We start from the raw sequence: 24,883 nt of genomic DNA on the forward strand, positions 1-24,883 counted from the left end.
TTCACGACCCCGGCTGTAGCCGGACTAATCGTTTACAAGGTGGTGCACTGATGTCGGACTACTTCAGCGATCGGGAGAACGGTCCAAAGGCGCGGATCGAGCAGTCGATCTCACCTACGGTTTGGGCCGGCGTGATCGCTTTGGTGCAGGGGCTCATCAACAGCGGCGCCTTAGGACTTCGCTTTCCCGAGCGTTGTCCAGATGGGCAGGCTATCTGTGGGTGCGATTCCAACTCCCTGGCTGCGGCTGTGATCGCGGAGATGCCAGGACTGGCGTGGCCGCTTGAATCCACTCACGACGTGGAGGAGGGCTTTTTCTCTCAACGCCAGCCTTTTGCGCCGGAAACGTTGTTGATCCTGGACTTCATCGAATTCATCCATGACGCTGTGGCGAGGCCAATCCCTGGAAAATACCATGACTTCTTCAGTCATCACCATCTGAGTTTCGATCAACAAGCCGGGCAGGACGAGTTTCGAACGACCATCAACCGCATTTTCTCGCGCAATGGCGTTGCCTTTGAGATGCTTTCGACGGGACGCATTGTTCGAGTGCTGCCGCTGGTGTTGGGTGATGAACTGAGGCGAACGGCCTTCAATACCGGGGACCGCACGCTTGACAACATGCTGGATGAGTGTCGTGCGAAATTTTCCGACCGAAATCCCCTTGTTCGACGAGAGGCACTGGAACGGCTGTGGGATGCATGGGAGAGGCTCAAATCGCTCGCAGATCCTCGCGACAAGAAGAGGTCGGTCACGATCATCTTAGATGCCACCGCAGCGGAGCCGTCGTTGCGGACTAGGTTGGAAGCTGAAGCGCAGGAGTTGAACTCGATTGGCAATAGCCATCTGATCCGCCATTCCGAGGTGATTCAAGTGCCGGTGATCGATGTGGACCATGTCGATTACCTCTTTCATCGTCTGTTTGCGATGATCCAACTTATGCTGAAGAAGAAATAGGAGAGGGCATGGGACGACAACTGCAGCTCAATTTCACGCCGTTGCTCGTGCACGGCGATGTCATCCGACTGCAGACCATGTCATTCAAGGACTCGCAGCAGCTGCGCGACCTTCGTAGCGAGTATCGGACGCAGTTTGCGGTAACCCGTCGGGCAGATCAGATTGTGGCGTTGCCACTTGCGTCCGACGCCACGCCCATTGGCAAAGAAAAGCAGGTCTCAGCGGTCGAGCACGCCTCGCTGATCCGGCCGTTGCTTGAACAGCGTCTGGTGTCATTGCTGAGTGCCAACAGGCGGCCAGTGGCCCGCTACAACCCGATCACGACAGTGGGACGCACATTGCGGACGGGATTTCTAGACGCTGATGAGCATGTTCATCTGCAGTCGCGCGTCTTGATCTCGATCCGATCCTTGAAGTTACAGGGCTCCGATCTGCTTGGCCTGCTGTGGGATATCGAAATTCAGAAAACATGTGCGACCAGCCTGGCGGTGCTGAGCGAGCACGGCGTTCGCCTGGATGGCTTGGTGGTCGAGCGCGAGACGGCAGTGGAAGATGCGCGCATGCTGCCCCAGCGCAGGCTTGTCGGTCGTATTGGAAGCATCTCAGAAGGCAAGGCACGGCTGTCTGAGCGGTTCATGAATGTTGAGGAGGTGCTACCCCTGGACGAGCTGCATCTGGAGGCCTCACCCGAGAACATCCGGCACTTGTTGCAGCACTTCATGCGAAACGCCTCCGGAAGGGCGCAAGGCAAGATCGATGAGATCGTGTTCGAGAACAGCAGGGGACGCTCCCGAATGGAGCACATTACCCGGATTTCAGACTGGGTGCGAAGCTTGGGTGTCATCGAGTTGCAAGAAGGGCTGAGTGTCAGTATCGGTAGCCTGATCAACGAAAAAGATAGCTCGACGTTTCCACGTTTCGAGGAAGGCAGCACACCGACCTACGTGTTCGATGCCGGCACGCTCAAGTCAGAAACGCGCGCGGCGGTAGGATTGACAAAGTTCGGCCCTTACAGCCGGCATGTGTTCACGCCGACGCGGCCGAACGTCTGTGTAGTCTGTGATCGGGCGCGACGTGGGCAATTCGAACTATTCCTCAGGAAGTTCCGGGACGGGTTGACGGTCGACGGCAAGTCGCTGCCGTTTGGCAGAGGATTCCTCGGAATCTACGGTCTGCGGGACATTACGCTGACGTTCGTGGAGGCTGACGGCTTCACAGCAGACGCGTACCACGCGGCGGCTTCCAAGGCCGTGCGTATGGGGGCCGAGGGGGCGCCCTGGCACTTGGCGCTGGTGCAGACCGAGAGAGATTCGCGACAGCTACCACCGCAACGTAACCCCTATCTGGTAGCCAAGGCGGCGTTTCTCTCCAACCAGATCCCCACGCAGTTCATCGCCTTTGAGACGTTCGCGATGGCGCCCGGCAACCTAGCATACACACTGAGCAATCTCGCACTGGCCGTCTATGCAAAGCTCGGCGGCATTCCCTGATTGATCAAATCGGACAAGGGGATCGCGCACGAAGTGGTCATTGGCCTGGGTAGCGCAGCGATAGGCGAGTCACGGTTCTCAAAGAAGGAGAGGATCGTCGGTATCACCAGCGTCTTCCGAGGTGACGGCGGCTATCTGCTCTCCAACCTGTCGAATGCCGTGCCGATGGCGAAGTACGGTGAGGCGCTGACCGATTCATTGCAGGCAACTCTCCAGCGTGTGCGCAGCGAGATGAACTGGATCAAGGGTGATTCTGTTCGGGTGATCGTGCACGCGTTCAAACCCATGCGTAACACGGAGATAGAGTCAGTCAAGGCCGCGCTCAAAGAATTCTCGGAATTCGATCTGCAGTTCGCGTTCCTGCATGTCAAGCAAGACCACCCCTACCTGCTGTTCGACGATGATTCTGTCGGAACAAAAGGAAGGGGAGAGAAAACTCCGATACGAGGCCTCTATGCGGAGGTCGGCGACAATGAAACTTTGTTGACCTTGACTGGGCCTCAGCAACTCAAGCGACCGACGGATGGATTGCCTAAGCCGCTGCTGTTAACTCTGCATCGTGATTCGACGTTCACGGACATCATTTATCTTACGAAGCAGGTCTACTGGTTTTCCAACCACTCCTGGCGCAGCTTCCTGCCGGCGGCGATGCCTGTCACCATCTACTACTCCGACCTCGTCGCGGGCCTCTTGGGTCGGCTGGATCGCTTGGGTAGCCGGTGGAGCCCTAGCGTGATGCTTGGCAAGATCGGGACAACGAGGTGGTTTCTGTGACCGGCGGCAACCCGATCCTGCGCGAGGCGCTGCAGGCCGTAGCTGGCCACGCACAAACATTGACGAATGCAGGTCCGCTTTCGATCGCCTTCTATCACTGGGTGCTCGCCGAGGATTTTCCTGCCGAACAATGCGCGTTGATGGCCCGGGAGCTATGCGAGGAGATCGCGGGCGGCGGCCGGTCAATTCATGCCGTTGCGGCCTTGGGATTCTTGTTGGGTATCGATCCGACCTTGAGTGCAGCATCCCGCGAATCTTTTGCGCAAGGAGTGGATTGGTTGACGGGGCGTAGCGGCGGTTCGCAGACGGCACTGGTCAGCCTGATGCAACCGTTGGCGTACACTGGCGTCCTGGTCGGGTTGGTGACGATTGCCGATAGCGCACGGTGGCAGAAGTTTGGAGCATGGTTCGCATCTCTGCTTGCTAGGTTGCAACCGCTACTGCCTGTGGAAGTTGGATGGCGCCAAGAATTGTTGTCAATGATCAGGATGCGATCCGAGTTGAGATTGGACGACGAGTTGCAAGTGGCCCCCGCCAGCGCGTGTGCGGCCATCTATGTGGCGCGTCGATTGGCGAGATCTTCGCCGGCGACCGACAACGACTTTGCGTCGCAGTTGCTTGGCCGCATAAAGCTGATTGTCTACGACGATGCTGAACAGGCAGCCTTGGACCTGGCGGCCTTTCGTTTCCTCGCGCAGGGCGCGTCTCAGATAGATCTGCGCGTGCCGAGTCTGGAAGATGTGGGACTCCTCCTTCGCCGGCTTCCAGCCGGATTGCGCCGATGGACTTGGGACGATCAGAAGAAGACACCGAATTCGACAGCGCAGAAGTGGGCGGTTGAAAACGAATACCACTTTCAGAATCTTCTGTGCGCGGTGCTTGCGCCAGTGTTGCCCGACCTGCGCGATGAAGAGTGGCTCGCGTCGGTGGGGCAGAAGAAGCCGCGGGCAGACCTGGTGATCCCATCGTTGCATCTGGTGATCGAGGTCAAGTACTGGCGGGAAAAAGCGCGTCGCAAGACCTGATTTCGCAGATTGGTGAGGATGTCAGCCTTTACTTGAAGCGCGGCAGCCCCTATCGGAAGGTGCTTCCGATCATCTGGGATCAAGGACGGCGCACCGAGCAGTACGACCTGCTTATTGCCGGACTTAGTGAGATTCGTGACGTGGTGAGCCCGGTCGTTATCGCTCAACCAGCGTTTATGGCGTGAGCGGCGCCTGCATGAAGCCAATGAAGTGATCGCATGCAGAGAGGAGACCCTGATGAGTAGTTCGAACTGTCCATTTGAGGAAGGCGACCGCATTGATCACAAGCTCTTCGGGTTTGGAACCGTCGCGGGCGCACCTGTTGCTGTGGTTGGCCCAGACGCCCGAAGCACTGATGGAGTCCGGGACGCAGGCTGGAGCATCCCGGTCAAATGGGATGACCCAACACGGACCGCCGGATCAGTCATGCATCAAGCGCTGCGCAAAGTGTCGTCGCCGGACTCCAGACCCTACGGTCATTGGGATCGACAGTGGCAGCCTCTACTCAAGGCTTGGCTGGCTGCTCGAAGAGACGTTGAACAGATTTGCTCATGCTTCCGCCCCCTGCCTGAGCCTCATGCTTTGACACGGATACAGGACGTTGAGCGAAAGGCGTTCGAAGCGATGCAGCGCTTTTGGGAAGAAGAGCAATCGGGGCAGCATCCCTAGAGTCGGTCCAAGTGCCATCCAAAGGGCAGTGCTCACGCGTGTCCGCTTTGGGCTGACGATGGAAGATTTCTCGGATATCCTGAGAGTTGATTGATCATGGTGTCGAAAACGTCGCTCCCCCGCAAATCGCTCCATCTCCCGCGCCAGCAAAAGATCTGCGTTTCTGACGGTAAAAGCGACGGTAAAGGCCCATGTCGATCACAGCCAATCCCTCTAACCATGCGGGTCTGCGAGCCCCGTTGATGATGGAGTGGGAGTGATCAGCACTCCACCACGTTGACCGCGAGCCCGCCGAGCGAAGTCTCCTTGTACTTCGACTTCATGTCCTCGCCGGTCTGCATCATCGTGCGGATCACCGCGTCGAGCGAGACGTAATGGCTGCCATCGCCGCGCAGCGCCATGCGCGCGGCGTTGATGGCCTTCACCGCCCCCATCGCGTTGCGCTCGATGCAGGGGATCTGCACCAGCCCGCCGACCGGGTCGCAGGTGAGGCCGAGGTTGTGCTCCATGCCGATCTCGGCGGCGTTCTCGACTTGGGCGGGCGTACCGCCAAGCACGGCGGCCAAGGCGCCGGCCGCCATCGAGCAGGCGACGCCGACTTCGCCCTGGCAACCGACCTCGGCGCCCGAGATCGAGGCGTTGGCCTTGTAGAGCATGCCGATGGCCGCAGCCGTGAGGAGAAAGTCGACGATGCCGTCTTCCGACGCGCCGCGACAGAACCGGGCGTAGTAGTGCAGCACCGCGGGCACGACACCCGCGGCCCCGTTGGTCGGTGCGGTGACGACGCGACCGCCTGCAGCGTTCTCCTCGTTGGCAGCCATCGCGAAGGCGTCGACCCAGTCCATGGCGGCCAAGGGGTCCGCGCCTTCCGCGTCGCCGTCGCGTGCGAGCAATTCGCGGTAGAGCTGCGGTGCACGGCGGCGAATGTGGAGCGTCCCGGGCAGGTGCTCGCTCGCGGAGGGGTTGTCGATCCCGAAGCCGCGCTGCACGCATTGCTGCATCACCTGCCAGATGCGAAGAACACCTGTGCGTACCTCGGCCGGCGCGCGCCAGATGCATTCATTGGCGAGCACCAATTGCGCGACCGAGAGCCCGCGCGCCCGCGCCCGTGACATCAGTTCGTCGCCGGTCCGAAATGGATGCGGCCACGTGGTCGCCTGGGATTCACCTGCTGCACTGCCAGAAGCGCCGCGTTCAATGACGAAACCGCCGCCGACCGAGAAGTAGCAGCGATCGGCCAGCATCGCGCCGTCCGTCGAGTGGGCGGTCAGGCGCATGCCGTTGGGGTGCTCGCTGAGCGATTCCTGGCCGGCGAATTCGATGTCGTGCAGCGGCTGGAACGCGATCGGGTGCCGCCCCAGCAATTGCAGCTTGCCGGAGCGCCGCAGTTCCTGAATGCGTGGCTGCACCGTCCCCGGGTCAACCGTGTCCGGGGCCTCGCCGAGCAGGCCGAGGATGACGCCCACGTCGGTCGCGTGACCGTGTCCGGTCGCGCCGAGCGAGCCATAAAGCGTCACATGGACCCGCGCCGTGCGCGAGAGCAGCCCGTCCCGCGCAAGCGCATCCGCGAACATGCGCGCGCCGCGCATCGGCCCGACGGTGTGCGAGCTCGACGGTCCGATGCCGATCTTGAAGATGTCGAAGACGGACAGCATCAACGCACTATGCAACTGGAAGCTGCTGCTTGACCAGCGCCACCCCGTAGGCCGCCCCGAGCGGAAGGATGTTGTCGACGACGAGCTTGGATTTGCCGATGCCGGAGTCATCCAGCGATTCGGGTGCGAGCGTGGCGGAAGCGGCGGCAGTCATGGGGAGCGGACTTTCTGTACGGCGCCCGGTGTGGGCGGGCCAAGTCTGAAAGAAACACGACATTGCATCAATGACAGAATCTCCGAATCTTTGTTGCATTAAATGCAACGCTCAGAGAGACGCTTCATGGACGACAAGCTGGAAACCCGCCGCCTTCGCTACTTCATGCAAGTGCTGGAAACCGGCTCCGTGCGCGGCGCGGCCGAGGTGCTCGGCATGGACCCGTCGGCGGTCAGCCGGGCGGTCGCGCTGCTGGAGACGGAATGCGGCGCGCGCCTGCTCGAGCGGCGCGGCCGGGGGTGGCGCCCACCGATGCCGGGGAACTGCTCGCCAGCTACCTGCGCCGCCAGCAGAGCCAGAAGCAGCAACTTCTGGCCCAGCTCGACAGCATCCGCAAGATCGAAAGCGGCCACATCGACATCGTGGCCGGCGAAGGCTTCGTGGACTGGCTGATGCGCAACAGCCTGCGCACCTTCATGCAGTCGCATCCCAGGATCACCATCGCGCTGGACGTGGGCGGCAGCGACGAGATCGTGAAGCGCATCGTCGACGAGCGCGCGCACATCGGCATGCTGTTCCAGCCGCCGACGGACGAGCGGCTGCGCTCGCATCACTCGCATCCGCAGCCGATCCAGACGCTGGTGCTGGCGACGCATCCGCTGACGCGGCTCGGGCGGCCACTCAAACTGGCGGATCTGCAGGCCTATCCCGGCGCGACGCTGCATCACGGCTTCGGCGTGCGCCAGCACATCGAAGCGGCCGAGATCAGCGAGGGCGTCCGCCTCAACGCGCTGCTCACCACCAGTTCGTTCAGTGCGCTGGGCCACTTCGTGGCGGCCGGGCTGGGCTATGCACTGTCGACGCGCCTGTCGTTGCCGGCGCATCTGGACACGGCGGAGATCAGTGCGCTGCCGATGAAGAATCCGCTGCTCCATCAGGGACGCACGCACGTGATCTCGCGGCACGGCCGGGTGCTGTCCCCGGCGGCGATGGAGCTGCTGCGGCAGATCGTCAGCGACACGGAGGTGGTCGACTCCTTCAAGCGCCCGCGTCGCTGAATCCATATGATCGCTTTGATTCCAATTGCCAAGGCCGCCAATCCCACGACCAGGGCACCCACTTGTTCGGCGCTCATATGGGCGGAGGCGCGGCCTCGGGCATCATCGACCGCCAGCCATGCCATTGCCACCATCCACTGCAGAGCGCGACCCGGTCCACGGGCGCACCATCACGATCCGCGGCTACCGTCGCCGCGACGGCCTCTGGGACATCGAAGGCCACCTGCGCGACGTGCGTGACCAGCACTTCGTCTTCCCGGGCGGCGAGCGGCTGGGCGGCGAGGCGATCCACTCGATGTGGCTGCGGCTCACCGTCGATTCGACCGCGCTGATCGTCGACGCCGTCGCCGCGACCGACGCCGCGCCGTTTCCCGGTGCCTGCGGCGACATTGCCCCGGACTATGCCCAACTGATCGGGCTGCGGGTCGGTCCGGGCTTCAGCCGCCAGACCGCGCGGCTCTTCGGCGGCATCCGCGGCTGCACGCACATGTCGGAGCTGCTGCGGACCATGGGGACGGGCGTGCTCCAGACGCTCGCCGGAACGAACCTCACGGTGTCTGAGACGCACAAGCCCTTCCAGCTCGACGGCTGCCATGCGCTCGCGTCCGACGGCCCGCGCGTGGCCGAGTTCTATCCGCGCTGGTACCGGCCGAAGAGCGAAGAGGCGGAAGCGCCCGGCGAATAGCCCCGCAGCCACAGCGCTAGTCGCGGCCGGCCGGGGGGCGCCGAGATTGAGGCCGTTGCCGAAGCCGCACCGTCGTGATTCACTACGCGGTCCTCGCCCTCAAGGAGAGAACTCGTGCAGATCGGCGTTCAGAACTTCGTGACACGGACCCCGCCGCGCTTCGAGACCCGGGAAGCCGAGCGGACCCATTCGCTGCAACGGCTGGCCGCCACCTGCAGGATTTTCGGACGACGGGGTTTCTCCGAGGGCCTGCTGGGCCATGTGACGGTGCGCGATCCCGAGCTGCCCGATCACTTCTGGGTCAATCCGGTCGGGGTCGCGATGCATCAGGTGAAGGTGTCGCACCTGGTACAGGTCAATCCCGAGGGCAAGGTGGTTCGCGGCAGCGGCATGGTCAATCCGGTCGGGCTGCTGCTGCACACGGCGGTCCACCGCGCGCGGCCGGAGGTGAACGCGGTCTGCCATGCGCATGCGCCGCATGCCTCGACCTGGTCGTCGTTCGAAAGGCTGCTGGAGCCCATCACGCAGGATGCGTGCATCTTCTTCGAGAACCAGGCACTGATCCTCGAGCCGCGCGTGGTGCGCGACGCCGAGGCGGCCAACCGCTTCGCGGCCGGCTTCGGTGACCGGCGGGTGGCGATCCACGCCGGCCACGGCATCTTCACGACCGGACAGAGCATCGACGAGGCCGCGTGGTGGTTCGTGCTGATGAACCGTTGCTGCGAAGCGCAGCTTCTGGCCGAGGCCGCCGGCAAGCCGACCCGCTGGAGCGACGGTGACGCACGCTGGCTCGCGTCGGTGCTCGGCTCGCCGACCTTCGGCTGGCTGTCGTTCCAGACCCTGTGGGACGAGATCATCGCGAGCGATCCGGATCTGGTGGACTGAGCTCTGCGAGCCGCCGGCGAATCTCCTCGGCGAGCGCCTGCACCGTCAGCGGCGCGGAGCCCTCGGCTTCGTTGCTGACAGTCACGTAGGCGCGCTGGCCTGCTCGGATGGTGCCGGCGATCACGCGCGCGAGCGTGGCACGCGTGTCGAGGTCGATGTCGAGCAGCCTGTCGAAGGGCTCGTAGAGCGCTTTCGCGTCCTCATAGCCGTAGGCGCCATGCAGCCGGTTGAGATTCCAGCGGCACACCAGCGGCGCGGGCCAGAGCGCACGCAGGAGCGGAAGCTGCGCCTCGATCGGCGGCAGCTTCGAATGAAGACCCAGGCAGTAGGTCGCGCCCGCATCGCGCAGCACATCGCAAAAAGCGGACGTGAGGAACTCGGGATTGCGCACCTCGACCGCGATCACGCCGTCCGGTGCGATCGGCTGCAGCGCAGGCAGCGATCGCAGCATCGCGCCGAGGCGCTCCAGCACCTCGGGCATGCGCGCCAGCATCGGGCCGGGCAGGGGGCTGAGCTGGATCACCAGCGCGCCGACTTTGTGGCCGAGCCCATCCAGCGCCGGCTGCACGAATTCCGTGGCGGCGAGCGCGGGATCGAGGAAAGCCGGGTTGGCCTGCATGCCGCGCCCGTCCTCGCCGCGCACCATCGCATCCGCGACGAGGCTGGGCGCCTTCACCGTGAAGCGGAAGTCCTCGGGCACCTGCGCCGCATAGGCCGCGAACTGGATCGCCGTCACCGGCTTGTAGAAGCTGCGGTCGATGCTCACCGCGCGGAACAGCGGATGCTGCGCGTAGGCGGCAAGGCCGTGCTTCGACAACACCGACTGCTCGTATTCGCCTTCCCAGACCGTGCCGGCCCAACCCGGGAACGACCACGACGAGGTGCCGAGGCGCAGGTTCGGCGGCAATTCGCTCGCGAGCGCCCGCAAGGCCGGATCGGTCGGCATGGGCAGCACCCTTGCTTGGCGTGCGGCGGTGCGTTTCCTGGGCACAGGCGCGGCAGCAGGCGCCGGCGCGGGTTCGTCCGTGTCCTCGAAGTCGTCGTCGAAAAGCGAGTTCTGCATGGCGATGCTCAGTCCGGCGCAGTCAGCACGAAACGGGTCTTCAGGCCTTGTGTCGCGGAAGGACCGACCCACAGGTCGAAGGCACCGGGCTCGACCGTGGGCTTCAGTTCCTGGCCGATGAACATCAGGTCGGCGCGCGTGAGCGTGAAGTCCACGTCGGCCGATCGCCCCGCCTTCACATGCACCTTGCGAAAGCCCTTGAGCTCGCGCACCGGCCGCGTCACGCTCGCCGACCGCGCGCCGATGTACAGCTGCACCACTTCCTCCGCGTCGCGCGCGCCGCCGTTGGAGATGCGCGCGTGCACGTGGAGCGGGCCGTCCCACGGCATGCGGTTCGACGGAAGTTCGAGCGCGTCGTAGCGGATGCGCGCGTAGCCGAGTCCATGGCCGAAGGGGTAGAGCGCGTCGTTGGTCGCATCGAGATAGCGCGCCTTGTACATCTGTGCGGGCGCGTCGGCGAGCTGCGGGCGACCGGTGCGCTTGTGGCTGTAGTAGTAGGGCACCTGCCCCGGCGTCTGCGGGAAGCTCACCGGCAAGCGGCCCGACGGATTCACGTCGCCATACAACACGTCGGCGATCGCCGGGCCGGTCTGCGATCCCAGAAACCAGGTCACGAGGATCGCGTCGGCGCGTCGCACGCCGCCACGCAGCGCCAGCGGGCGTCCGTTGCGCAGCAGCACGACGACCGGCTTGCCGGTGGCGACCACCGCATCGGCGAGGTCCTGCTGCGCCTTCGGGATCTCGATGTCCGAGCGCGAGCGCGACTCGCCGGACATCTGCTCGTTCTCGCCGATCGACAGCACCACCACATCGGCCGCGTACGCTGCTTCGACCGCCGCGGCAATGCCGCCGGGGATGGCCGCGTCGACATCCGCACCACGCGCCACGGTCAACAGATCGGGCGATTCGAGGTGGGCGCGCATGGCTTCCTCGATGCCAACCGGCGGCGCCTGATCCGGAAAGACGCGCCACGGCCCGAACAGGTCGGACGTGCCCGCGAACGGACCGATCAGCGCGATCTTCCTGCCCGAGCGGGGCAGGGGCAGGAGATCCTTGTCGTTCTTGAGCAGGACGATGGAGCGGACCGCCGCATCGCGCGCCAGCGCCTGATGGGCCGCCATGTCGAAGCGCGACGTTTCCGGCCCGGCTTCGAGGCCCTGGAACGGGCGGTCGAACAACCCGAGCCGCATCTTCACCCGCAAGACGCGCCGCACCGCTTCGTCGAGGCGCGACATCGGCACCTCGCCGGACGCGACCAGCGCCGGCAGGTACTTCATGTAGAGCCCGCTTTGCATGCTGACATCGGTGCCTGCCAGGAAAGCACGGCGTGCCGCTTCGCGCCCGTCGGCCGCGAATCCGTGGGCGATCAGCTCTTCGTCGGCGGTGTAGTCGGAGACGACAAAACCGTCGAAACCCCATTCCTTGCGCAGCACGCCGGTGAGCAATGCCGCGTTCGCATTCGACGGAATGCCGCCGATCTCGTTGAAGGCGCTCATGATCGACAGCGCTCCGGCATCGATCGCCGCATGGAAGGGCGGGAGGTAGACCTCGCGCAGCGTGCGTTCGGACAGGTCGACCGTGTTGTAGTCCAGCCCGCCTTCGGCCGCCCCATAGCCCGCGAAGTGCTTGGGCGTCGCGAGCATCGCATCCGGGCGCGACAGGTCGTTGCCTTGAAATCCGCGCACGCGCATCGTCGCGAACTGGCGACCGAGGTAGACATCCTCGCCCGCGCCTTCGACACCGCGCCCCCAGCGCGCGTCGCGCGAGATGTCGACCATCGGCGCGAAGGTCCAGCGGAAGCCGTCGGCGCTCGCCTCCTCGGCGGACGCGCGCGCGGTGCGCTCGGCGAGCGCGGGCTCCCAGCTCGCCGCTTCCGCCAGGGGCACCGGGAACACCGTGCGGAAGCCATGGATGATGTCCGCACCGAAGATCAGCGGGATGCCCAGGCGCGATTCGTTCACCGCCGCCTGCTGCGCGCGGCGCTTGCCTTCGAGGCCCTCGTTGTTGAAGAGCCCGGTCACGCGTCCGGCGCGGATGTCGGCGAGCTGCTGAGCGAGGCTTTGTTTCGCGGCCTGCGGATTCGCGACGATATCGACGCCAGCCGGTGCGTAGAGGCTGAGCTGGCCGACCTTTTCTTCCACGGTCATGCGGCCGATGAGGGACTCGATGCGCGCCTCATCGACCGCCTGCCGCGTGACGGTCGAGCAACCTGCGGCGAGGACGACGACGATGGTTGAGAAAACGACGACACAAATTCTCCGGACATGCATGGGTTCCGATTTTCGCGGAGGTTGCGCTGAGCGGTTCGAGACGCTGAAAGCCGCGGGCGCGCGCCAGCCCAGTCGGGGACAATCGGGCGATTCCCGAGACAGGACCCGCCCATGTACATGCCTCCCCAGTTCAACGCCACCGACCGAGAGGTCGCGATCGAGCTGATGCGCAGCCACCCCTTGGCCAGCCTCGTCTCCACCGATGACGAGGGCCTGCCGTTCATCACCCACCTGCCACTGGTGCTGGAGGATCGCGGGGAGGGCGGCTGGTCGCTGCTCGGCCATTGCGCCAAGCCCAATCCGCATTGGCGCTACCTGCAGGTGCGACCGAACGCGGTGGCGGCCTTTCTCGGGCCGCATGCCTACCTGTCGCCGTCGGTCTATCCCGATCTCGCCCGCGTGCCGACCTGGAACTATCTCGCGGTGCATTGCACGGTCGAAGCCCGGCTGATCGAAACGCCGGACGAGAAGGATGCGCTCCTGAAGCGCCTCATCGGACAGCACGAACCCGCCTATGCACAGCAGTGGCGAGACCTCGGCGAGGAGTTCCAGCACAAGATGCTGGGTGGCATCGTGGGCTTCGAGCTTCGAGTGACCGCGCTGCAATGCAAGCTCAAGTTGAACCAGCACCGCAAGGAATCGCACGCCGCGATGTACGCGCGCTACAGCGAGGGTTCGCCCGACGAACGCGCGCTGGCCCTGTGGATGGAGCGCCTCGGCATGCAGGTCGCCGACCCGGCAACGATCGGGGAGAACTGAGATGCGCGTCGTCGGACTGCTTGGACTCGTCCTCGCGCTGCTCGTCGTCGGCGTGCTGGCCAGGAAGCAACTGGGCGCGGCGACGACCCCGGCGTTGCCGGCCGGTGCCTCGGCGCCCGCAGGAGCGCCGGCGGGCGATGTCAGCACGCAGGGCCGTCAGCTCCAGGAGCAGATCAAGCAATCGCTCGAAGCCGCACAGCAGCGGCGTCCCATGCCGGATGACAACTGACGCGCACTGGATGCGGCTCGCGCTGGCTGAGGCCCGCCGTGCGGGCGATGCCGGGGAGGTGCCGATCGGCGCCGTGGTCGTGAAGGACGGCGCGCTGGTCGCCGTCGCTGGCAATTCGCCGGTGGCACAGCACGATCCGAGTGCGCACGCGGAAGTCAACGCGCTGCGTGCCGCGGGCGCTGCGCTCGGCAACTACCGCCTCGACGGTTGCGAGCTCTTCGTCACGCTGGAGCCTTGTCCGATGTGCGCCGGCGCGATGCTTCATGCACGGATGAAGCGCGTCGTGTTCGGCGCGGCCGATCCCAAGACCGGAGCAGCCGGGTCGGTGGTCGATCTGTTCGCCCCGCCGCAACTCAACCACCACACGTCGGTCCAGGGCGGCGTGCTCGCGTCGGAGTGCCGGGCGCTCTTGCAGGCCTTCTTCCAGAATCGCCGCAACGAGGCCCGCGTGGCCGCCGAACCGCTGCGCGACGACGCGTTGCGCACGCCGCCCGAACGCTTCGCCTCGCTCGCCGACTACGCCTTCGATGCGAACTACGTGAGCGATCTTCCGGCGCTTCGGGGATGGCGGATGCACTACCTCGATGAAGGACCGAGGGATTCGCGGGCGGTGCTGCTCTGCATCCACGGGCCCGGCGAGTGGAGCTACTTCTTCCGCCTTCTCGCGCGCCAGCACATCGCGCGCGTGCTCGCGCCGGACCTCATCGGCTTCGGCATGAGCGACAAGCCCAAGCGCGAGACGGTGCATCGGCTCGAATGGCATCGCGATGTGTTGCTCGAATGGATCGAACAGGTCGATCCCGGGCCCATGGTGCTGGTCCACAGCGCGGGTGGCGCGGAACTCGCATCGCTGCTCGCTTCCTCGGCCGCGGCCAGGCGCTTCCTGCATGTGATGGTTGCACCCGATGCCGGCGAGAGCATGGCTGCCGACGCCTGGCGGGCGCCTTTCCCCGATCGGGGCCACGAAGCCGGACTGCGTGCCATGGGCCGCACGCCCAAGCGCGTGTCCGGCCCCGATGCGGCGCAGGCGGAACAGCTCCTGAAGGACGCAATGGGATACTTCGCGCCGTGAAAAAGCACATCTACATCTATTCGCCGTCGAGCGCAGTGCGCGACAAGGCTGCGTTCAAGCGTGGCGTCAAGCGGCTCCGGGCACTCGGCCACGAGGTCGAGATCGACGAAGCCGCGCTCTCCGTCCATCAGCGATTCGCAGGCGACGATGCCGCGCGCGTCGCTGCCATCTCGCGCGCCGCTGCCAGCGGCGCCGACGTGGCGCTGATTTCGCGCGGCGGCTACGGGCTCACGCGCATCCTCGACGCCATTCCCTACAAGGCGGTTGCCAAGGCGATCCATGACGGCACCGAGTTCGTCGGCCTGAGCGACTTCACCGCCTTCCAGAACGCGCTGCTCGCCAAGACCGGCAGCGTCACGTGGGCCGGCCCTGCCGTGGGCGAGGACTTCGGTGCCGAAGACGGCGCGGACGACATCATGGAAGCCTGCTTCGACGATCTGCTCAGCGGACAGGGGAGGGCACCGGCTGGCGCATGCCTGCCCGCGACGCCGACGGGCTGGCGCCGCTTCGGGGGATCCATGGGGCGGTGCTGTGGGGCGGGAATCTGTGCGTGCTGACCAGCCTGCTCGGAACGCCTTACTTCCCTTCGATCGAGAAGGGCGTTCTGTTCCTCGAGGATGTGAATGAACATCCCTACCGCGTCGAGCGCATGCTCGACCAGCTCCGTCAGGCCGGCGTGCTGGCCAAGCAGAAGGCGGTGGTCCTCGGGCATTTCACGGGCATCCGCAAGGTGGCGCATGACCGGGGTTTCGGTATGCAGACCGTGATCGCCCGGCTTCGCGAACTCATCAAGCCGCCTGTGCTGACCGGGCTGCCATTCGGCCACGTGCCCACGAAAGTGCTGCTGCCCGTCGGCGCCAAGGTGGAGCTTGCGGCCGATGGCCGCGACATCTTCATGGTCTGGGGCCATCGGCACGCCCACTGAGCGCAAGGCAAAAAAGAGGCCGGTGGGCCTCTGCGTTTCTGCTGGATACGAATCAGCTCGTGATGCGTTGATGGGTGCGTGGCCCCATCGTGTTTGGCAGGCCGCCCTTGAAGAGGCGGTTGATCTGTGTCATCTGGCGCCGTGCGGCGACTTCGCCATCGACCGCGCTGAGCGCGGTGAGCACGTCCTGGCGGAGATACCAGAGTGCCTCCAGGTCGCCGGCGAAACGAACGCGCTGCGCAACCCGCTGGACCGAATGGCCACCATGGACCTGCAACAGCGACAGCATGGCCGTGCGGATCTGGCCCATCTGACGATCCGCGGAACGGCGCGAGCCGAAGCCGGGAAGAGACAGAAAGCGGAAGAACCTGCTGAGGGACATTGGGATGAAGGCGGCGGTGCGCCGAAAGCCTTGATGGGTGCCTACGTTAAGCCGCGCCTCGAAGCCGCACAAGTGTGGAAACATCATTTCATGTTTAAAAACAACATACTTCACGCTTCAGTTCAAGTATTGGCCTAAGAACTTAAACCTAAGTGTTACTTTCAAACACGAAAGTGTTCACAAGGACTGTGACTATTTGAAAAAGCAACAGGGGCGCATGCGCAAGTCGAACGATTTGGTACACGAAGGCCGTGTTTTCATGCTGCTTTGCCATAATCGAAAGGCGAGAGCTACCAAAAACTGCACAACATGGGCGTCAATTCGACTGTCGTTTTCGCTGATCTGACAGGGAGCACCAGGGTCTTCGAGGCCATGGGAAACGCGCGCGCCACCGAGACGGTGACGCGGCTGACGCAATGGATCGGTGGTGTCTGCGAGTCCCACGGCGGCCGTGTCGTGAAGTCGCTTGGCGACGGCGTCTTCGCCATTTTCGCGAATGGCGTCACGGCGACACGCGCGGTGCTCGAACTGCAGCGCAACCATCAGAAACGGCTGCAGACCTGGCCCACTCCGCTGCGCATGGAGTTGCAGATCGGCGTTGCGAGCGGGGAGGTCGTCGAAGTCGACGGTGATTGCTATGGCGATGCCGTCAACCTCGCATCCCGCCTCAGCGACCTCGCGGGCCCCGGACAGATCTGGGCCACCGAGTCGGTGATCGAGCAGTTGCACGAAGGCGAAGTGCGCCACCGCAGCCTCGGGCCGATCAATATTCGCGGCAAGAATGAAATGCCGGTCGTCCATCGCATCGACTGGCAGGACGAGGTGTCGGAATTCCTGACGATGCCGGCTTCGCTGGTGCCGTCTGCGCGCGGGCCGGATTCATCGTTCGGGCAGATCGAGCTGGCATGGCTCGATGTGCGCACGCTGTTCCGTGTGGAAGACCTGCCGATCCATCTGGGCCGGGTCGACGAAGCGCAATTCGTCGTCAACGATCCGCGGGTCTCACGCCTGCATGCGCGCATCGAATCGCGACACGGCAGCTGCATTCTGGTGGACGTCAGCACCTATGGCACCTGGGTGCGTTTCCATGGCACCGCAGGCGCGAGCGGCGAAATCGCGCTGCGGCGTGACGAGTGCGTGCTCCATGGCAGCGGCGAGATCGGCCTCGGGGCGCCGCTGAGCGACTTCAGCGCGCCGACCATCTCTTTCAATACGACCGGCGGCAATGTGCTGCTGGGTCGTCGCGACCTTCGTTAAGAAGCGTCGCTGATCCCCAGCTCCGAGCAGATCCGTCCGACGAGGGTCCTCATGCCCGCAAGCTCGGTCTCGAGCCGGGCGACGTTGGCCTTCAGTGCGGCCACTTCACCCAACGACACCTCGTCGCCGCCCGCCGCAGCAGTAGGGACGGGCGCATCCTCGGCCGGCGGTCCGCTGAGCAGATGACACCACCGGTTTTCGCGCGCTCCAGGCAGGCGCTGCAGTTTCATCACGAGGCTGCCTGCCGTCCGCGCGGCCAGTTCATCGAGGAACGCCTCGACGGACGAGATGTCGGCGAAGTTGTGCATGCGATCGGATGCAATCCGAAGTTCGCCCGCCGTCTGCGGTCCCCGCAGCATCAGGACGGTGAGCAGGACGATCGACTGCGAAGGAATCTTCAGCACGCCGTCGATGTTGTGCGCGTAACGGTAGACGCGCCCGCCGCTGGTTTCAGTGACCAGGCTGAGGGCCTTGAGGCTGTCGATGCCCGACTGCGCTTCGGCGTCGGTGATCTCGAGGATCGGATTGCGGCTGGTCTTCTGGTTGCACCCGGCCACCAGCGAATTGAGCGTCAGCGGATAGCTGTCCGGCACGGTGCGCTGTTTCTCGGCGAGCACGCCGAGAAGGCGGGTTTCCAGAAGCGAAAGGGCACGAAGGCTGCTGGTGGACATCGGGTCAGATTTCGCTTCTTTAATTTGACATAATGCACATTGTCTTACTTGCGTGGACTGGCCATGTACTTCTCGAGATCGAGATTCATGGCGTCCCGCGCGGGCCGGTCACTTCACGACGACCACGGGCTGCTTCGCGGTGGCGAGCACGCGCTGCGCGACCGAGCCCATCAGCAGGTCGGCCACGGCGCTCCGGCCCTTCGAGCCCAGCACGATCATGTCGAACTTGCCTTTGTCGGCGCAATCGACGATCTCCTGCGCCACGTGGCCCGTGCGGATCTCCATGTCGTAGCCGACGCCGTCCGCCTGCAGCAGCTTGCGGGCAGGCCTGAGTTCCTTCTCGCTGAGTTCGCGCAGGTAGTCCGCGACTTCCGCCTTGCCGACGAAGGCCTTGGCATGGCGCAGGCCGGCGTCGTCGTGGACGCTGATCAGCGTGATCTTGTTCGATGCGGTGCGCAGCAGATGCGCGAGCCTTGCCGCGTACTTGACCGCGCGCAGCGAATTCTTGGACCCATCGGTGGCGACTAGGATCTTCATGGAACGAACCTCCGGTTGTTGTTGACCTGCAAAGTGTAGGGCCCGAGTCAGCCTTGTCCGACCAACGGAACGCTGCGCTTCTTCACGCGGGCACCGTCGCGCAGCGACGCGGGCGGATAGACGATCACTTCTGCGCCAGCCTGGATGCCGCCCTGCACCCAGGCCTCCACGCCATTGCGCCCGCCGATTTCCACGGGAACGAGCCGCGCCCGCCCTTCCGCGACGACGAACACGGCCATGCCTTCGTCCGGCAAGGGAAACACCGCGCTGACCGGAACGCGCAGGACCGAGCGCTGGTCCACCGTCACGATCCGTACGCCCACGCGGTAGCCATCGCCCAGCGCCTGCCACAAGGACGGAGGACTCGTGATGTCGATGATCACGTTGACGCGCTGCTCCTCGATGCCGAGGGCCGAAACCTTGGTGAACGCAGCAGGCTCGATGCGCCGAACACGGCCTTCGAGCGCGCCGGGCGAGCCCCAGCGCTCGATGCGCACCATCGCGCCCACCCGGGTCTGCACGGCGTCCGTGGTCAGCAACTCGGTCACGATCTCCAGTTGCGAGATGTCGCCGATCTCGAGCACGGGTGCCCCCAGGGCGACGGTGGTCTCGCTCGGCTGCACCACCTTGAGCACACGTCCCGCCACCGGCGAGCGCAGCGCAAAACTGGCCACCTGCCCTGAAGGGCTTCGCGACATCAGCAGCGCCGCGCGCGCCGTCTCCAGCTCATGCGCCGCGGCGTGGCGGCCCTGGAGCGCTGCGTCGAGGTCCTTCTGGGCGGCCTGCTCCAGGAGCCGGTCGGACTCCGCCTTGGCCGGCGCAATGAAGTTGTCGCGCGCCAGCTTCTCGGAGCGGTGCAGTTCCGAGCGTGTCAGCTCGAGTCCGACGCGGGCGCGCTGCACGTTGGCTTCCGCACGCTGCACGATGGCCTCGGCGACCTCCACGCGGGTGTCCTGCTCGCGGCGGGTGCGCTCGTCGAGCATCGGCGAGAGAACGGGCGTCAGCGTCGCGACCGTGTCGCCGGCCGCCACCGGGTCGCCCTCCCGAAGCGTGACGCGCGCCAGCCGTCCGGCCAGCGGCGCGGTGATGACGTACCGGTCGCGCAATCGCGTGCGGGCGTCTTCCGCGATGGACTGCTCGTAGGGCCCGATGGTGGCGGTCGCCACTTCGACCGCGATGGGGCGCGGCGCGAAGGCCCAGGCCAGCAGGCCGGCCAGCACCGCGCCCGCGGCGATCGTCATGGCCAGGGTATTGCGCTTCATGTCTCCTTCACTCCCGCGTCTTCAGGGCCGCGACCATGTCGAGCCGGTCGATGCGCCGCCGCACCACCAGCGCACTCGCGGCCGCTGCGGCAAGGACCGCCAGCGCCGCCAGCGCATAGGTGCGCGGGGAGATCACGACCGGAAAGAAGAACTGGTCCGATTTCAGCAAGTCTGTGATGACGTGGACCAGCGCATTGCCGCCGAGCATGCCCAGCGGCAGTGCCACGGCAATACCGAGCGCCAGTTCGCCCAGCAGCAGCCCCGACACCTCGGCCCGCGTGAATCCCAGCACGCGCAGGCTTGCCAGTTCCCAGGCGCGCTCCGCGAGCGCGATGCGGACGTTGTTGTAGACCACGCCGACGGCGATGACGACCGCGAACAGGGTCAGCACCGTGCTCATGATGAGGATGTTGCGCGCTGTCACCTCCCGCATGTTGCGCAGCATCGTCGCCTTGCTGAATGCGCCCGCCGCCCGGGGCAGGCCCTGCGTGGCCTGCAGGAAGCGGGTTTCGCTGCCGCGCTCGAGCGCCAGCACGAAGCCCGTGGCAATGTCGCCCTCGCCCAGCGCGCGGTTCAGTGCGGCGCGGTTCATGTAGGCGTTCAGGCCCATCATCTCGCGCACGGTTGCCTCCACCCGCAGCGTGAGCTGGTTGCGGCGGCCCTCCTGCACGTCGACGCGCACCGCATCGCCCACCCGCAGGCCGAGCTTGTCGGCCAGGCGGTCCGTCAGGACGATGCCGTCGCCGCCCGGCAGCGTCTGCCGTCCGTCGACATCGACGATGCGCAGCAACTCGCTGCGCACCGGCCCGCCGCGCACCATCACGCGCTGGCGCCGCGGCCCGTTGACGAGCGTGGCCTGCACGTCGCGCAGCGACTCGTGAGCCAGCACGCCGGGCAGGCGCGCGAGCTGCAGCGCGATGGCGGCGTCGACCGGCTCGGTCATCCACACCGACACGTCGCTGCGCATCGACAGCCCGAAGGTGCTGTCAACGATCACCTCGATCGCGTCCCGGAAGAAGTTGCCCATCACGACGATCGCCAGCGCCGCCGCGATCCCGCCGATCGACAGGCCGGTGCGCAGCGGCTTGCGCTCCATGTTGCGCAGGATCATCCGCAGCGCGGGGCTCAGGCCGGTGAAGCCGAGCCGCTCCGCGAGCGTGCGGCGAAAGCGCCCGGGCGCCGGCGGCCGCATGGCCTCGGCCGGCGTCAGTCGCACGGTGGCGAGGATCGCCGAGAGCGTGCCGAGCACGCCGGCGCCCAGCGTCAGCCCGCCGGCCATGAGGACGAGGGCCGGGTCCAGGCGGTGCTCGAAATGCGCGAAGTGGAAGACCTCGGCATACAGCCCGACGAAGGCGGCCCCCAGCCAGTCGCCCAGCACGATCCCGAGCCCGATGCCCAGCAGGACGATCAGCAGCACCAGCTTCAGGTAGTGCGCAGCGATCGCCCTGTTGGCGTAGCCCAGCGCCTTCAGCGCGGCGATCTGCTCGCGCTGCGTGGCGACGAGTCGCGAGATCACGACGTTGAGCAGGAAGGCGGCCACGCCCAGAAAGATCGAGGGCAGCACCGTGCCGAGCACGCGCTGCTCCTTGATCTCGTTGTCCAGCATGGCGTGCGAGATCTGGTCGATGCGGCCGCGCGGCGCAGCGCCGCCGTAGCGCGCCAGCGGCTGCGCGAGCGCGTCGATCACCTCGGTCTCCGTGATCCGGCGTGCGCCTTCGGGCGCGAGCCGCACGGCGAGCGTGTTGAAGGCGCCGTCCATGTCGTAGGCGGCCGCCAGCGCCTCCTGGTCGACCCAGAAGACCCCGAAGCCGCGCTGGTCCGGCATGCCCCAGAGCCCGGCGAAGACGAACTCCGGCGACACGGCGACGCCGACGATGCGCAGACGCCGCTTGCGGCCGTTGACCAGGGCGCCCACCGAATCGCCCGGGCGCAGGCCGCGGGCCTGCGCAAAGCCCTGCGAGACCAGCGCGTCGATGGTGTCGCGCACGGGCTCGTCGATGCCGGTCTGGTCGAACAGGCCGGCGCCCTGGACGATCGCGACCTGGTTCAGGCGCGGCGGCCGGCGACGGTCCACGCCGATCAGCTGGCCCAGCACCGGATCGCTGCTGCCGGCGATGTCGATGCGCACCACCTCTTCGATCGTCGGCTGCACGTCGGCCACGCCCGGCAGCGCCCGCAGCTGTTCGGCCAGGCCCAGCGGCGCGCGCTTGACCGTGGCGAAGACATCCGCGAAGCGGCCCTCGGTATAGAAAGTATCGCGCGCCACGGCCAGCGAGTCGACGGCGGAAAGGCTCGTGAGGAAGCCGCCCACGCCGCTGGCCACCACCAGCGCGATCGTGAGCGCCTGGCTCCACATCGCGCGCAGGTCGCGCACCAGCTTGCGGTCGAGTGCTTTCATGGCCGGCTCACCAGGCGAGCTCAGCGGAGGTCGCACGCTTCGCGTTGCGCTCGATGCGCTGCACCCTGCCGTCCGCCAGGTAGATGACGCGATCGGCCATGCCGGCGATCGCGGCGTTGTGCGTGATCACCAGCGCGGTGGTGCCCAGGTCGAGGTTGATGCGCGAGATCACGTCGAGCACCAGCTTGCCGGTCGCGTAGTCCAGCGCGCCGGTCGGCTCGTCGCACAGCAGCACCTGCGGCCGCTTGACGATGGCACGGGCGATGGCCACGCGCTGCTGCTCGCCGCCGGAGAGCTGGGACGGAAAGTGGTCGCGCCGGGCCGTCAGCGCCACCCGCTCCAGTGCCTCGTCGATGGGCATGGGGTCGGTCGCGATGTCGGTGACCAGCGCCACGTTCTCGCGCGCCGTCAGGCTGGGAATGAGGTTGTAGAACTGGAACACGAATCCGACGTGGTCGCGCCGGTAGCGCGTGAGCGCCTCGTCGCTCGCGGACGTCAGGTCGTGGTCCAGGTAGCGGAGGCTGCCGGTGGTGGCCACTTCCAGGCCGCCGAGGATGTTCAGCAGGGTCGACTTGCCGCTGCCGGACGGTCCGAGCAGCACGACGAACTCGCCGGCCGCGATGTCCAGATCCACGTCGCGCAAGGCGACCACGTCGACGTCTCCGGCGTGGTACGTCTTGCCCAGGCCGCGGGCACAAAAGACAATCTGAGGCGGTCGGGCGGCCATGTCCGATGTTTCAGCGCGCAGCGATGGCAGCCCTTGATTTGGGTCAAATGGCGGTGGCCGAGCGCGCATTTGCGCCGGGCAGGCTGTGCCGGCTCGCCTGCGCATCGCGGCGTTCGATCTCCCTGACCATCGCTCTGAATTGATTCGCGACGACGTTGCGCACGACCATCTTGCCGATCACCGGCGGGATCGGGAAGTCGGGCACCAGCCGGCCCGAGTAGCTCAGCCGCACGAAGCCGGAGGGAAGGCGCTCGAGCGTGTAGCGGCCGTCCATCTCCCGCAGGTTGCCGCCGACGGCGCGTGCCGCGACCGACCGCTCCGGGGACTCGACGACCGCAAGCTTCACCTCCACCGGCTGCCTGAAGAACAGGAAGCTGAACTCGCCGGTCTGCTCGATGAGGAGCCGGTCGGCATCGCGCCGCACCACGCGCGAACTGCGCATGGACGGGATGAATTCCGCGAGGCGGTCGTAGTCGGTGATGACCTTCCACGCCGTGTGCGGGTCTACCAGCATCTCGGCGGTCGCCGTCACGCTGATGGCCTCGCCATGGCCGTCGGTCTCGATCTGCTGTGTGCTGGCGAACCCACGCACGCAGAGGGCCCCGCAGAGCATCATCAGGACGGCGCGGATATGTGGTTTCAAGGCGTCAAGATCCTGCCTTCGCGTGCTGGCTTCGGTACTTCGCGATCGCCGATCTCAGGTCGCTTTTTCTTCGCACGGGAAGAAACAGAGCGATTCCAGCACCTTCATCTCCTGCTCGGCCCGGGCAAGATCCCCCATCTGCAGATAGGCCTCGCCGAGGTATTCGTGCGCGCCCTTGTGCTTCGGATTGATCTTCAGCGCCCTATCGTAGTCCGTCAGCGCGACATCGACCTGCCCCACCTTTCTGTGCGCGTGGCCGAGTTCGTTCCAGGCATCGGCGTCGCCGGGGCTGCGCAGGAGGTACACGGTCATGTGCGAGACGACCTGGTTCCAGTCCTCCTTCTTGACGGCGGTCATGCCGGCCCTGAAATCGGGGTCCGGGTTGTACGCCTGGCTCCCTCCGTCTGCGCCGCCTCCCGCGCCTCCGCCACCACCGCCTCCGGCGGCCACGGCTGACAGGCTGAAGGCGAGCGACATGGCGGACACGATGACAACAATCGAGGGTTTCATGGTGAGTTGCTCCTGCATGGATGATGGGCCTGGCGGCTGTCGATGCGCCCGTAGACGCCATGCGTGCCTCCGCCTCGGACTGGGGTCCGGTGTATTCCGGGCCAGGTCCGTAAGGTTCATTCGTGCGAGTCTCAGAAGCTGATGGCAGCAGTCAGGACCAGCGCTCCGCTCGACTCGCGCCCGTACAACGTCGGATAGATGGCACTGCGCTCGCCGCCGACCCACTCGAGCCGCACTTCCCACGCGTCGCGTGCGATCGCCAGTCCGAGGCTCGCGTCGAGGTTCAGGCCCATGCCTTGCGCGCGGACGCCGCCGACCCGCTGCAGGGCACCGGCGTGGGCCGTCACGCGAATGAGCTGCGACAGGGGCAGCCCGACGTTGAATTCGCCATAGACCGTGCGGACGCCGCTTCCGAAATAGTCGGGTGAATAGTGCAGCCGCATGCTCCACCTTTCGCCGTTCAGGCCCGTAAACACTTCGCCGTAGTCGTCGTAGGAATCGGCGCCGAAGTGGACACCGGTTGCACCTGCTTCCCAGCCGATGCGATCCGACACCCGCCCTGCATAACCCGCATAGCCGAGTACCTGCACCTGGCGGCGCGCGTACGGACCCAGCGACACGCCCGCAAGCGATGCACCAGCGAACCAGCCGCTCGGATCGTCATAGCCGAGGCCCAGGCGAAATGTCGGCCGGTCGTCGCTCAACGAAACGCCGCGGTAGCGATAGTCCGAGAGGAACGCGATGCTCCCGCCCACCTGCGCGAACGCGACGCCGCAGGCGAGGCACAGCACTGGGCCGAGCGCGACGCGCAGGCCGGCGGTCGGCAT

The 24,883-nt window shown here is 65.7% G+C and carries 23 protein-coding genes and 3 pseudogenes; 13 read left to right on the plus strand and 13 right to left on the minus strand.

Annotation, left to right across the window (positions count from 1 at the left end):
- Positions 1-50 precede the first annotated feature (50 nt).
- From ACQ858_RS10140 to ACQ858_RS10155, 4 genes and pseudogenes are all read left to right on the plus strand, one after another.
- Positions 51-956: an AbiJ-NTD4 domain-containing protein gene (locus ACQ858_RS10140; RefSeq protein WP_431276504.1), complete on the plus strand. Its 906-nt coding sequence runs from the start codon at positions 51-53 to the stop codon at positions 954-956.
- Positions 957-964: 8 nt separating this feature from the next.
- On the plus strand, positions 965-2,446 hold the full coding sequence (locus ACQ858_RS10145; RefSeq protein WP_431276505.1) for a hypothetical protein: 1,482 nt from the start codon (positions 965-967) through the stop codon (positions 2,444-2,446).
- Positions 2,447-3,220 carry a Piwi domain-containing protein gene (locus tag ACQ858_RS10150; RefSeq protein WP_431276506.1) on the plus strand — a complete coding sequence of 258 codons (774 nt, stop codon included), beginning with the start codon at positions 2,447-2,449 and terminating at the stop codon, positions 3,218-3,220.
- Positions 3,221-3,708: 488 nt separating this feature from the next.
- Positions 3,709-4,430 (plus strand): annotated as a pseudogene (locus tag ACQ858_RS10155) (hypothetical protein).
- A 744-nt stretch (positions 4,431-5,174) separates the two neighbouring features.
- On the opposite strand, the gene ACQ858_RS10160 reads toward ACQ858_RS10155, so the two are convergent.
- Together ACQ858_RS10160 and ACQ858_RS10165 are read right to left on the minus strand one after the other, a co-directional pair.
- A complete protein-coding gene (locus tag ACQ858_RS10160; RefSeq protein WP_431276507.1) occupies positions 5,175-6,572 on the minus strand; it encodes an L-serine ammonia-lyase in 1,398 nt (465 codons plus the stop codon).
- 4 nt (positions 6,573-6,576) lie between these two features.
- Positions 6,577-6,723 (minus strand): hypothetical protein, encoded by a 147-nt coding sequence (locus ACQ858_RS10165; protein ID WP_431276508.1) that lies wholly within the window; start codon positions 6,721-6,723, stop codon positions 6,577-6,579.
- A 165-nt stretch (positions 6,724-6,888) separates the two neighbouring features.
- Here ACQ858_RS10165 and ACQ858_RS10170 point away from each other — a divergent pair.
- The 4 genes and pseudogenes from ACQ858_RS10170 to ACQ858_RS10185 form a co-directional block, all read left to right on the plus strand.
- Positions 6,889-6,972 (plus strand): annotated as a pseudogene (locus ACQ858_RS10170) (helix-turn-helix domain-containing protein); the annotation flags it as partial.
- A gap of 14 nt (positions 6,973-6,986) precedes the next feature.
- A complete protein-coding gene (locus tag ACQ858_RS10175; protein WP_431276509.1) occupies positions 6,987-7,781 on the plus strand; it encodes a LysR substrate-binding domain-containing protein in 795 nt (264 codons plus the stop codon).
- A gap of 118 nt (positions 7,782-7,899) precedes the next feature.
- Complete coding sequence (locus tag ACQ858_RS10180) at positions 7,900-8,466, plus strand: DUF2889 domain-containing protein (protein ID WP_431276510.1); 567 nt, start codon at positions 7,900-7,902, stop codon at positions 8,464-8,466.
- Between the two features lie 114 nt (positions 8,467-8,580).
- On the plus strand, positions 8,581-9,351 hold the full coding sequence (locus ACQ858_RS10185; RefSeq protein WP_431276511.1) for a class II aldolase/adducin family protein: 771 nt from the start codon (positions 8,581-8,583) through the stop codon (positions 9,349-9,351).
- Here the strand turns inward: ACQ858_RS10185 and ACQ858_RS10190 are convergent.
- Positions 9,320-10,414, minus strand: a complete 1,095-nt coding sequence (locus ACQ858_RS10190; RefSeq protein ID WP_431276512.1) for a DUF72 domain-containing protein — start codon at positions 10,412-10,414, stop codon at positions 9,320-9,322. The genes ACQ858_RS10185 and ACQ858_RS10190 overlap by 32 nt on opposite strands.
- Before the next feature lie 8 nt (positions 10,415-10,422).
- Positions 10,423-12,684, minus strand: a complete 2,262-nt coding sequence (locus ACQ858_RS10195) for a glycoside hydrolase family 3 N-terminal domain-containing protein (protein ID WP_431276513.1) — start codon at positions 12,682-12,684, stop codon at positions 10,423-10,425.
- Positions 12,685-12,795: 111 nt separating this feature from the next.
- Between ACQ858_RS10195 and ACQ858_RS10200 the strand changes: the two genes are divergently transcribed.
- The 4 genes and pseudogenes from ACQ858_RS10200 to ACQ858_RS10215 all read left to right on the plus strand — a co-directional run bounded on the left by ACQ858_RS10200 (position 12,796) and on the right by ACQ858_RS10215 (position 15,669).
- Complete coding sequence (locus ACQ858_RS10200) at positions 12,796-13,443, plus strand: FMN-binding negative transcriptional regulator (RefSeq protein ID WP_431276514.1); 648 nt, start codon at positions 12,796-12,798, stop codon at positions 13,441-13,443.
- A 1-nt stretch (position 13,444) separates the two neighbouring features.
- Positions 13,445-13,672 carry a hypothetical protein gene (locus ACQ858_RS10205; RefSeq protein ID WP_431276515.1) on the plus strand — a complete coding sequence of 76 codons (228 nt, stop codon included), beginning with the start codon at positions 13,445-13,447 and terminating at the stop codon, positions 13,670-13,672.
- Positions 13,662-14,744, plus strand: a complete 1,083-nt coding sequence (gene tadA, locus ACQ858_RS10210; protein ID WP_431276516.1) for a tRNA adenosine(34) deaminase TadA — start codon at positions 13,662-13,664, stop codon at positions 14,742-14,744. Before ACQ858_RS10205 ends, tadA begins: the two co-directional genes overlap by 11 nt.
- Positions 14,741-15,669, plus strand: a pseudogene (locus ACQ858_RS10215) (LD-carboxypeptidase). Before tadA ends, ACQ858_RS10215 begins: the two are co-directional and overlap by 4 nt.
- Positions 15,670-15,721: 52 nt before the next feature.
- Here the strand turns inward: ACQ858_RS10215 and ACQ858_RS10220 are convergent.
- The gene (locus ACQ858_RS10220) at positions 15,722-16,165 is read right to left on the minus strand and encodes a hypothetical protein (protein ID WP_431276517.1); all 444 of its coding nucleotides are present in this window, start codon (positions 16,163-16,165) and stop codon (positions 15,722-15,724) included.
- 195 nt (positions 16,166-16,360) lie between these two features.
- Here ACQ858_RS10220 and ACQ858_RS10225 point away from each other — a divergent pair, with 195 nt between their 5' ends.
- The gene (locus tag ACQ858_RS10225) at positions 16,361-17,308 is read left to right on the plus strand and encodes an adenylate/guanylate cyclase domain-containing protein (RefSeq protein WP_431276518.1); all 948 of its coding nucleotides are present in this window, start codon (positions 16,361-16,363) and stop codon (positions 17,306-17,308) included.
- Here the strand turns inward: ACQ858_RS10225 and ACQ858_RS10230 are convergent.
- The 8 genes from ACQ858_RS10230 to ACQ858_RS10265 all read right to left on the minus strand — a co-directional run bounded on the left by ACQ858_RS10230 (position 17,305) and on the right by ACQ858_RS10265 (position 24,883).
- Complete coding sequence (locus ACQ858_RS10230; RefSeq protein ID WP_431276519.1) at positions 17,305-17,979, minus strand: YceH family protein; 675 nt, start codon at positions 17,977-17,979, stop codon at positions 17,305-17,307. The two genes, ACQ858_RS10225 and ACQ858_RS10230, sit on opposite strands and share 4 nt — an antisense overlap.
- A gap of 108 nt (positions 17,980-18,087) precedes the next feature.
- Positions 18,088-18,516, minus strand: a complete 429-nt coding sequence (locus ACQ858_RS10235) for a universal stress protein (RefSeq protein WP_431276520.1) — start codon at positions 18,514-18,516, stop codon at positions 18,088-18,090.
- A 47-nt stretch (positions 18,517-18,563) separates the two neighbouring features.
- The gene (locus tag ACQ858_RS10240; RefSeq protein WP_431276521.1) at positions 18,564-19,778 is read right to left on the minus strand and encodes an efflux RND transporter periplasmic adaptor subunit; all 1,215 of its coding nucleotides are present in this window, start codon (positions 19,776-19,778) and stop codon (positions 18,564-18,566) included.
- Positions 19,779-19,785: 7 nt separating this feature from the next.
- A complete protein-coding gene (locus ACQ858_RS10245; protein WP_431276522.1) occupies positions 19,786-22,176 on the minus strand; it encodes an ABC transporter permease in 2,391 nt (796 codons plus the stop codon).
- Between the two features lie 7 nt (positions 22,177-22,183).
- Positions 22,184-22,903, minus strand: a complete 720-nt coding sequence (locus tag ACQ858_RS10250; protein WP_431276523.1) for an ABC transporter ATP-binding protein — start codon at positions 22,901-22,903, stop codon at positions 22,184-22,186.
- 43 nt (positions 22,904-22,946) lie between these two features.
- A complete protein-coding gene (locus tag ACQ858_RS10255; protein ID WP_431276524.1) occupies positions 22,947-23,546 on the minus strand; it encodes an SRPBCC family protein in 600 nt (199 codons plus the stop codon).
- 54 nt (positions 23,547-23,600) lie between these two features.
- Positions 23,601-24,074 carry a tetratricopeptide repeat protein gene (locus tag ACQ858_RS10260; RefSeq protein WP_431276525.1) on the minus strand — a complete coding sequence of 158 codons (474 nt, stop codon included), beginning with the start codon at positions 24,072-24,074 and terminating at the stop codon, positions 23,601-23,603.
- Positions 24,075-24,187: 113 nt separating this feature from the next.
- Positions 24,188-24,883 (minus strand): TorF family putative porin, encoded by a 696-nt coding sequence (locus ACQ858_RS10265; protein WP_431276526.1) that lies wholly within the window; start codon positions 24,881-24,883, stop codon positions 24,188-24,190.

Source organism: Variovorax ureilyticus (genome assembly GCF_050632185.1).
Taxonomy (GTDB): Bacteria; Pseudomonadota; Gammaproteobacteria; order Burkholderiales; family Burkholderiaceae_C; genus Variovorax; species Variovorax ureilyticus_A.

Bases quoted from the DNA above. Each gene is read 5' to 3' on its own strand.
- ACQ858_RS10140 (WP_431276504.1), top strand. From the start codon at position 51: ATGTCGGACTACTTCAGCGATCGGGAGAACGGTCCAAAGGCGCGGATC.
- ACQ858_RS10145 (WP_431276505.1), top strand. From the start codon at position 965: ATGGGACGACAACTGCAGCTCAATTTCACGCCGTTGCTCGTGCACGGC.
- ACQ858_RS10165 (WP_431276508.1), bottom strand. From the start codon at position 6,723: ATGACTGCCGCCGCTTCCGCCACGCTCGCACCCGAATCGCTGGATGAC.
- ACQ858_RS10175 (WP_431276509.1), top strand. From the start codon at position 6,987: ATGCGGCGCGCGCCTGCTCGAGCGGCGCGGCCGGGGGTGGCGCCCACC.
- ACQ858_RS10180 (WP_431276510.1), top strand. From the start codon at position 7,900: ATGCCATTGCCACCATCCACTGCAGAGCGCGACCCGGTCCACGGGCGC.
- ACQ858_RS10190 (WP_431276512.1), bottom strand. From the start codon at position 10,414: ATGCAGAACTCGCTTTTCGACGACGACTTCGAGGACACGGACGAACCC.
- ACQ858_RS10195 (WP_431276513.1), bottom strand. From the start codon at position 12,684: ATGCATGTCCGGAGAATTTGTGTCGTCGTTTTCTCAACCATCGTCGTC.
- ACQ858_RS10200 (WP_431276514.1), top strand. From the start codon at position 12,796: ATGTACATGCCTCCCCAGTTCAACGCCACCGACCGAGAGGTCGCGATC.
- ACQ858_RS10205 (WP_431276515.1), top strand. From the start codon at position 13,445: ATGCGCGTCGTCGGACTGCTTGGACTCGTCCTCGCGCTGCTCGTCGTC.
- tadA (WP_431276516.1), top strand. From the start codon at position 13,662: ATGACAACTGACGCGCACTGGATGCGGCTCGCGCTGGCTGAGGCCCGC.
- ACQ858_RS10225 (WP_431276518.1), top strand. From the start codon at position 16,361: ATGGGCGTCAATTCGACTGTCGTTTTCGCTGATCTGACAGGGAGCACC.
- ACQ858_RS10230 (WP_431276519.1), bottom strand. From the start codon at position 17,979: ATGTCCACCAGCAGCCTTCGTGCCCTTTCGCTTCTGGAAACCCGCCTT.
- ACQ858_RS10235 (WP_431276520.1), bottom strand. From the start codon at position 18,516: ATGAAGATCCTAGTCGCCACCGATGGGTCCAAGAATTCGCTGCGCGCG.
- ACQ858_RS10240 (WP_431276521.1), bottom strand. From the start codon at position 19,778: ATGAAGCGCAATACCCTGGCCATGACGATCGCCGCGGGCGCGGTGCTG.
- ACQ858_RS10245 (WP_431276522.1), bottom strand. From the start codon at position 22,176: ATGAAAGCACTCGACCGCAAGCTGGTGCGCGACCTGCGCGCGATGTGG.
- ACQ858_RS10250 (WP_431276523.1), bottom strand. From the start codon at position 22,903: ATGGCCGCCCGACCGCCTCAGATTGTCTTTTGTGCCCGCGGCCTGGGC.
- ACQ858_RS10260 (WP_431276525.1), bottom strand. From the start codon at position 24,074: ATGCAGGAGCAACTCACCATGAAACCCTCGATTGTTGTCATCGTGTCC.
- ACQ858_RS10265 (WP_431276526.1), bottom strand. From the start codon at position 24,883: ATGCCGACCGCCGGCCTGCGCGTCGCGCTCGGCCCAGTGCTGTGCCTC.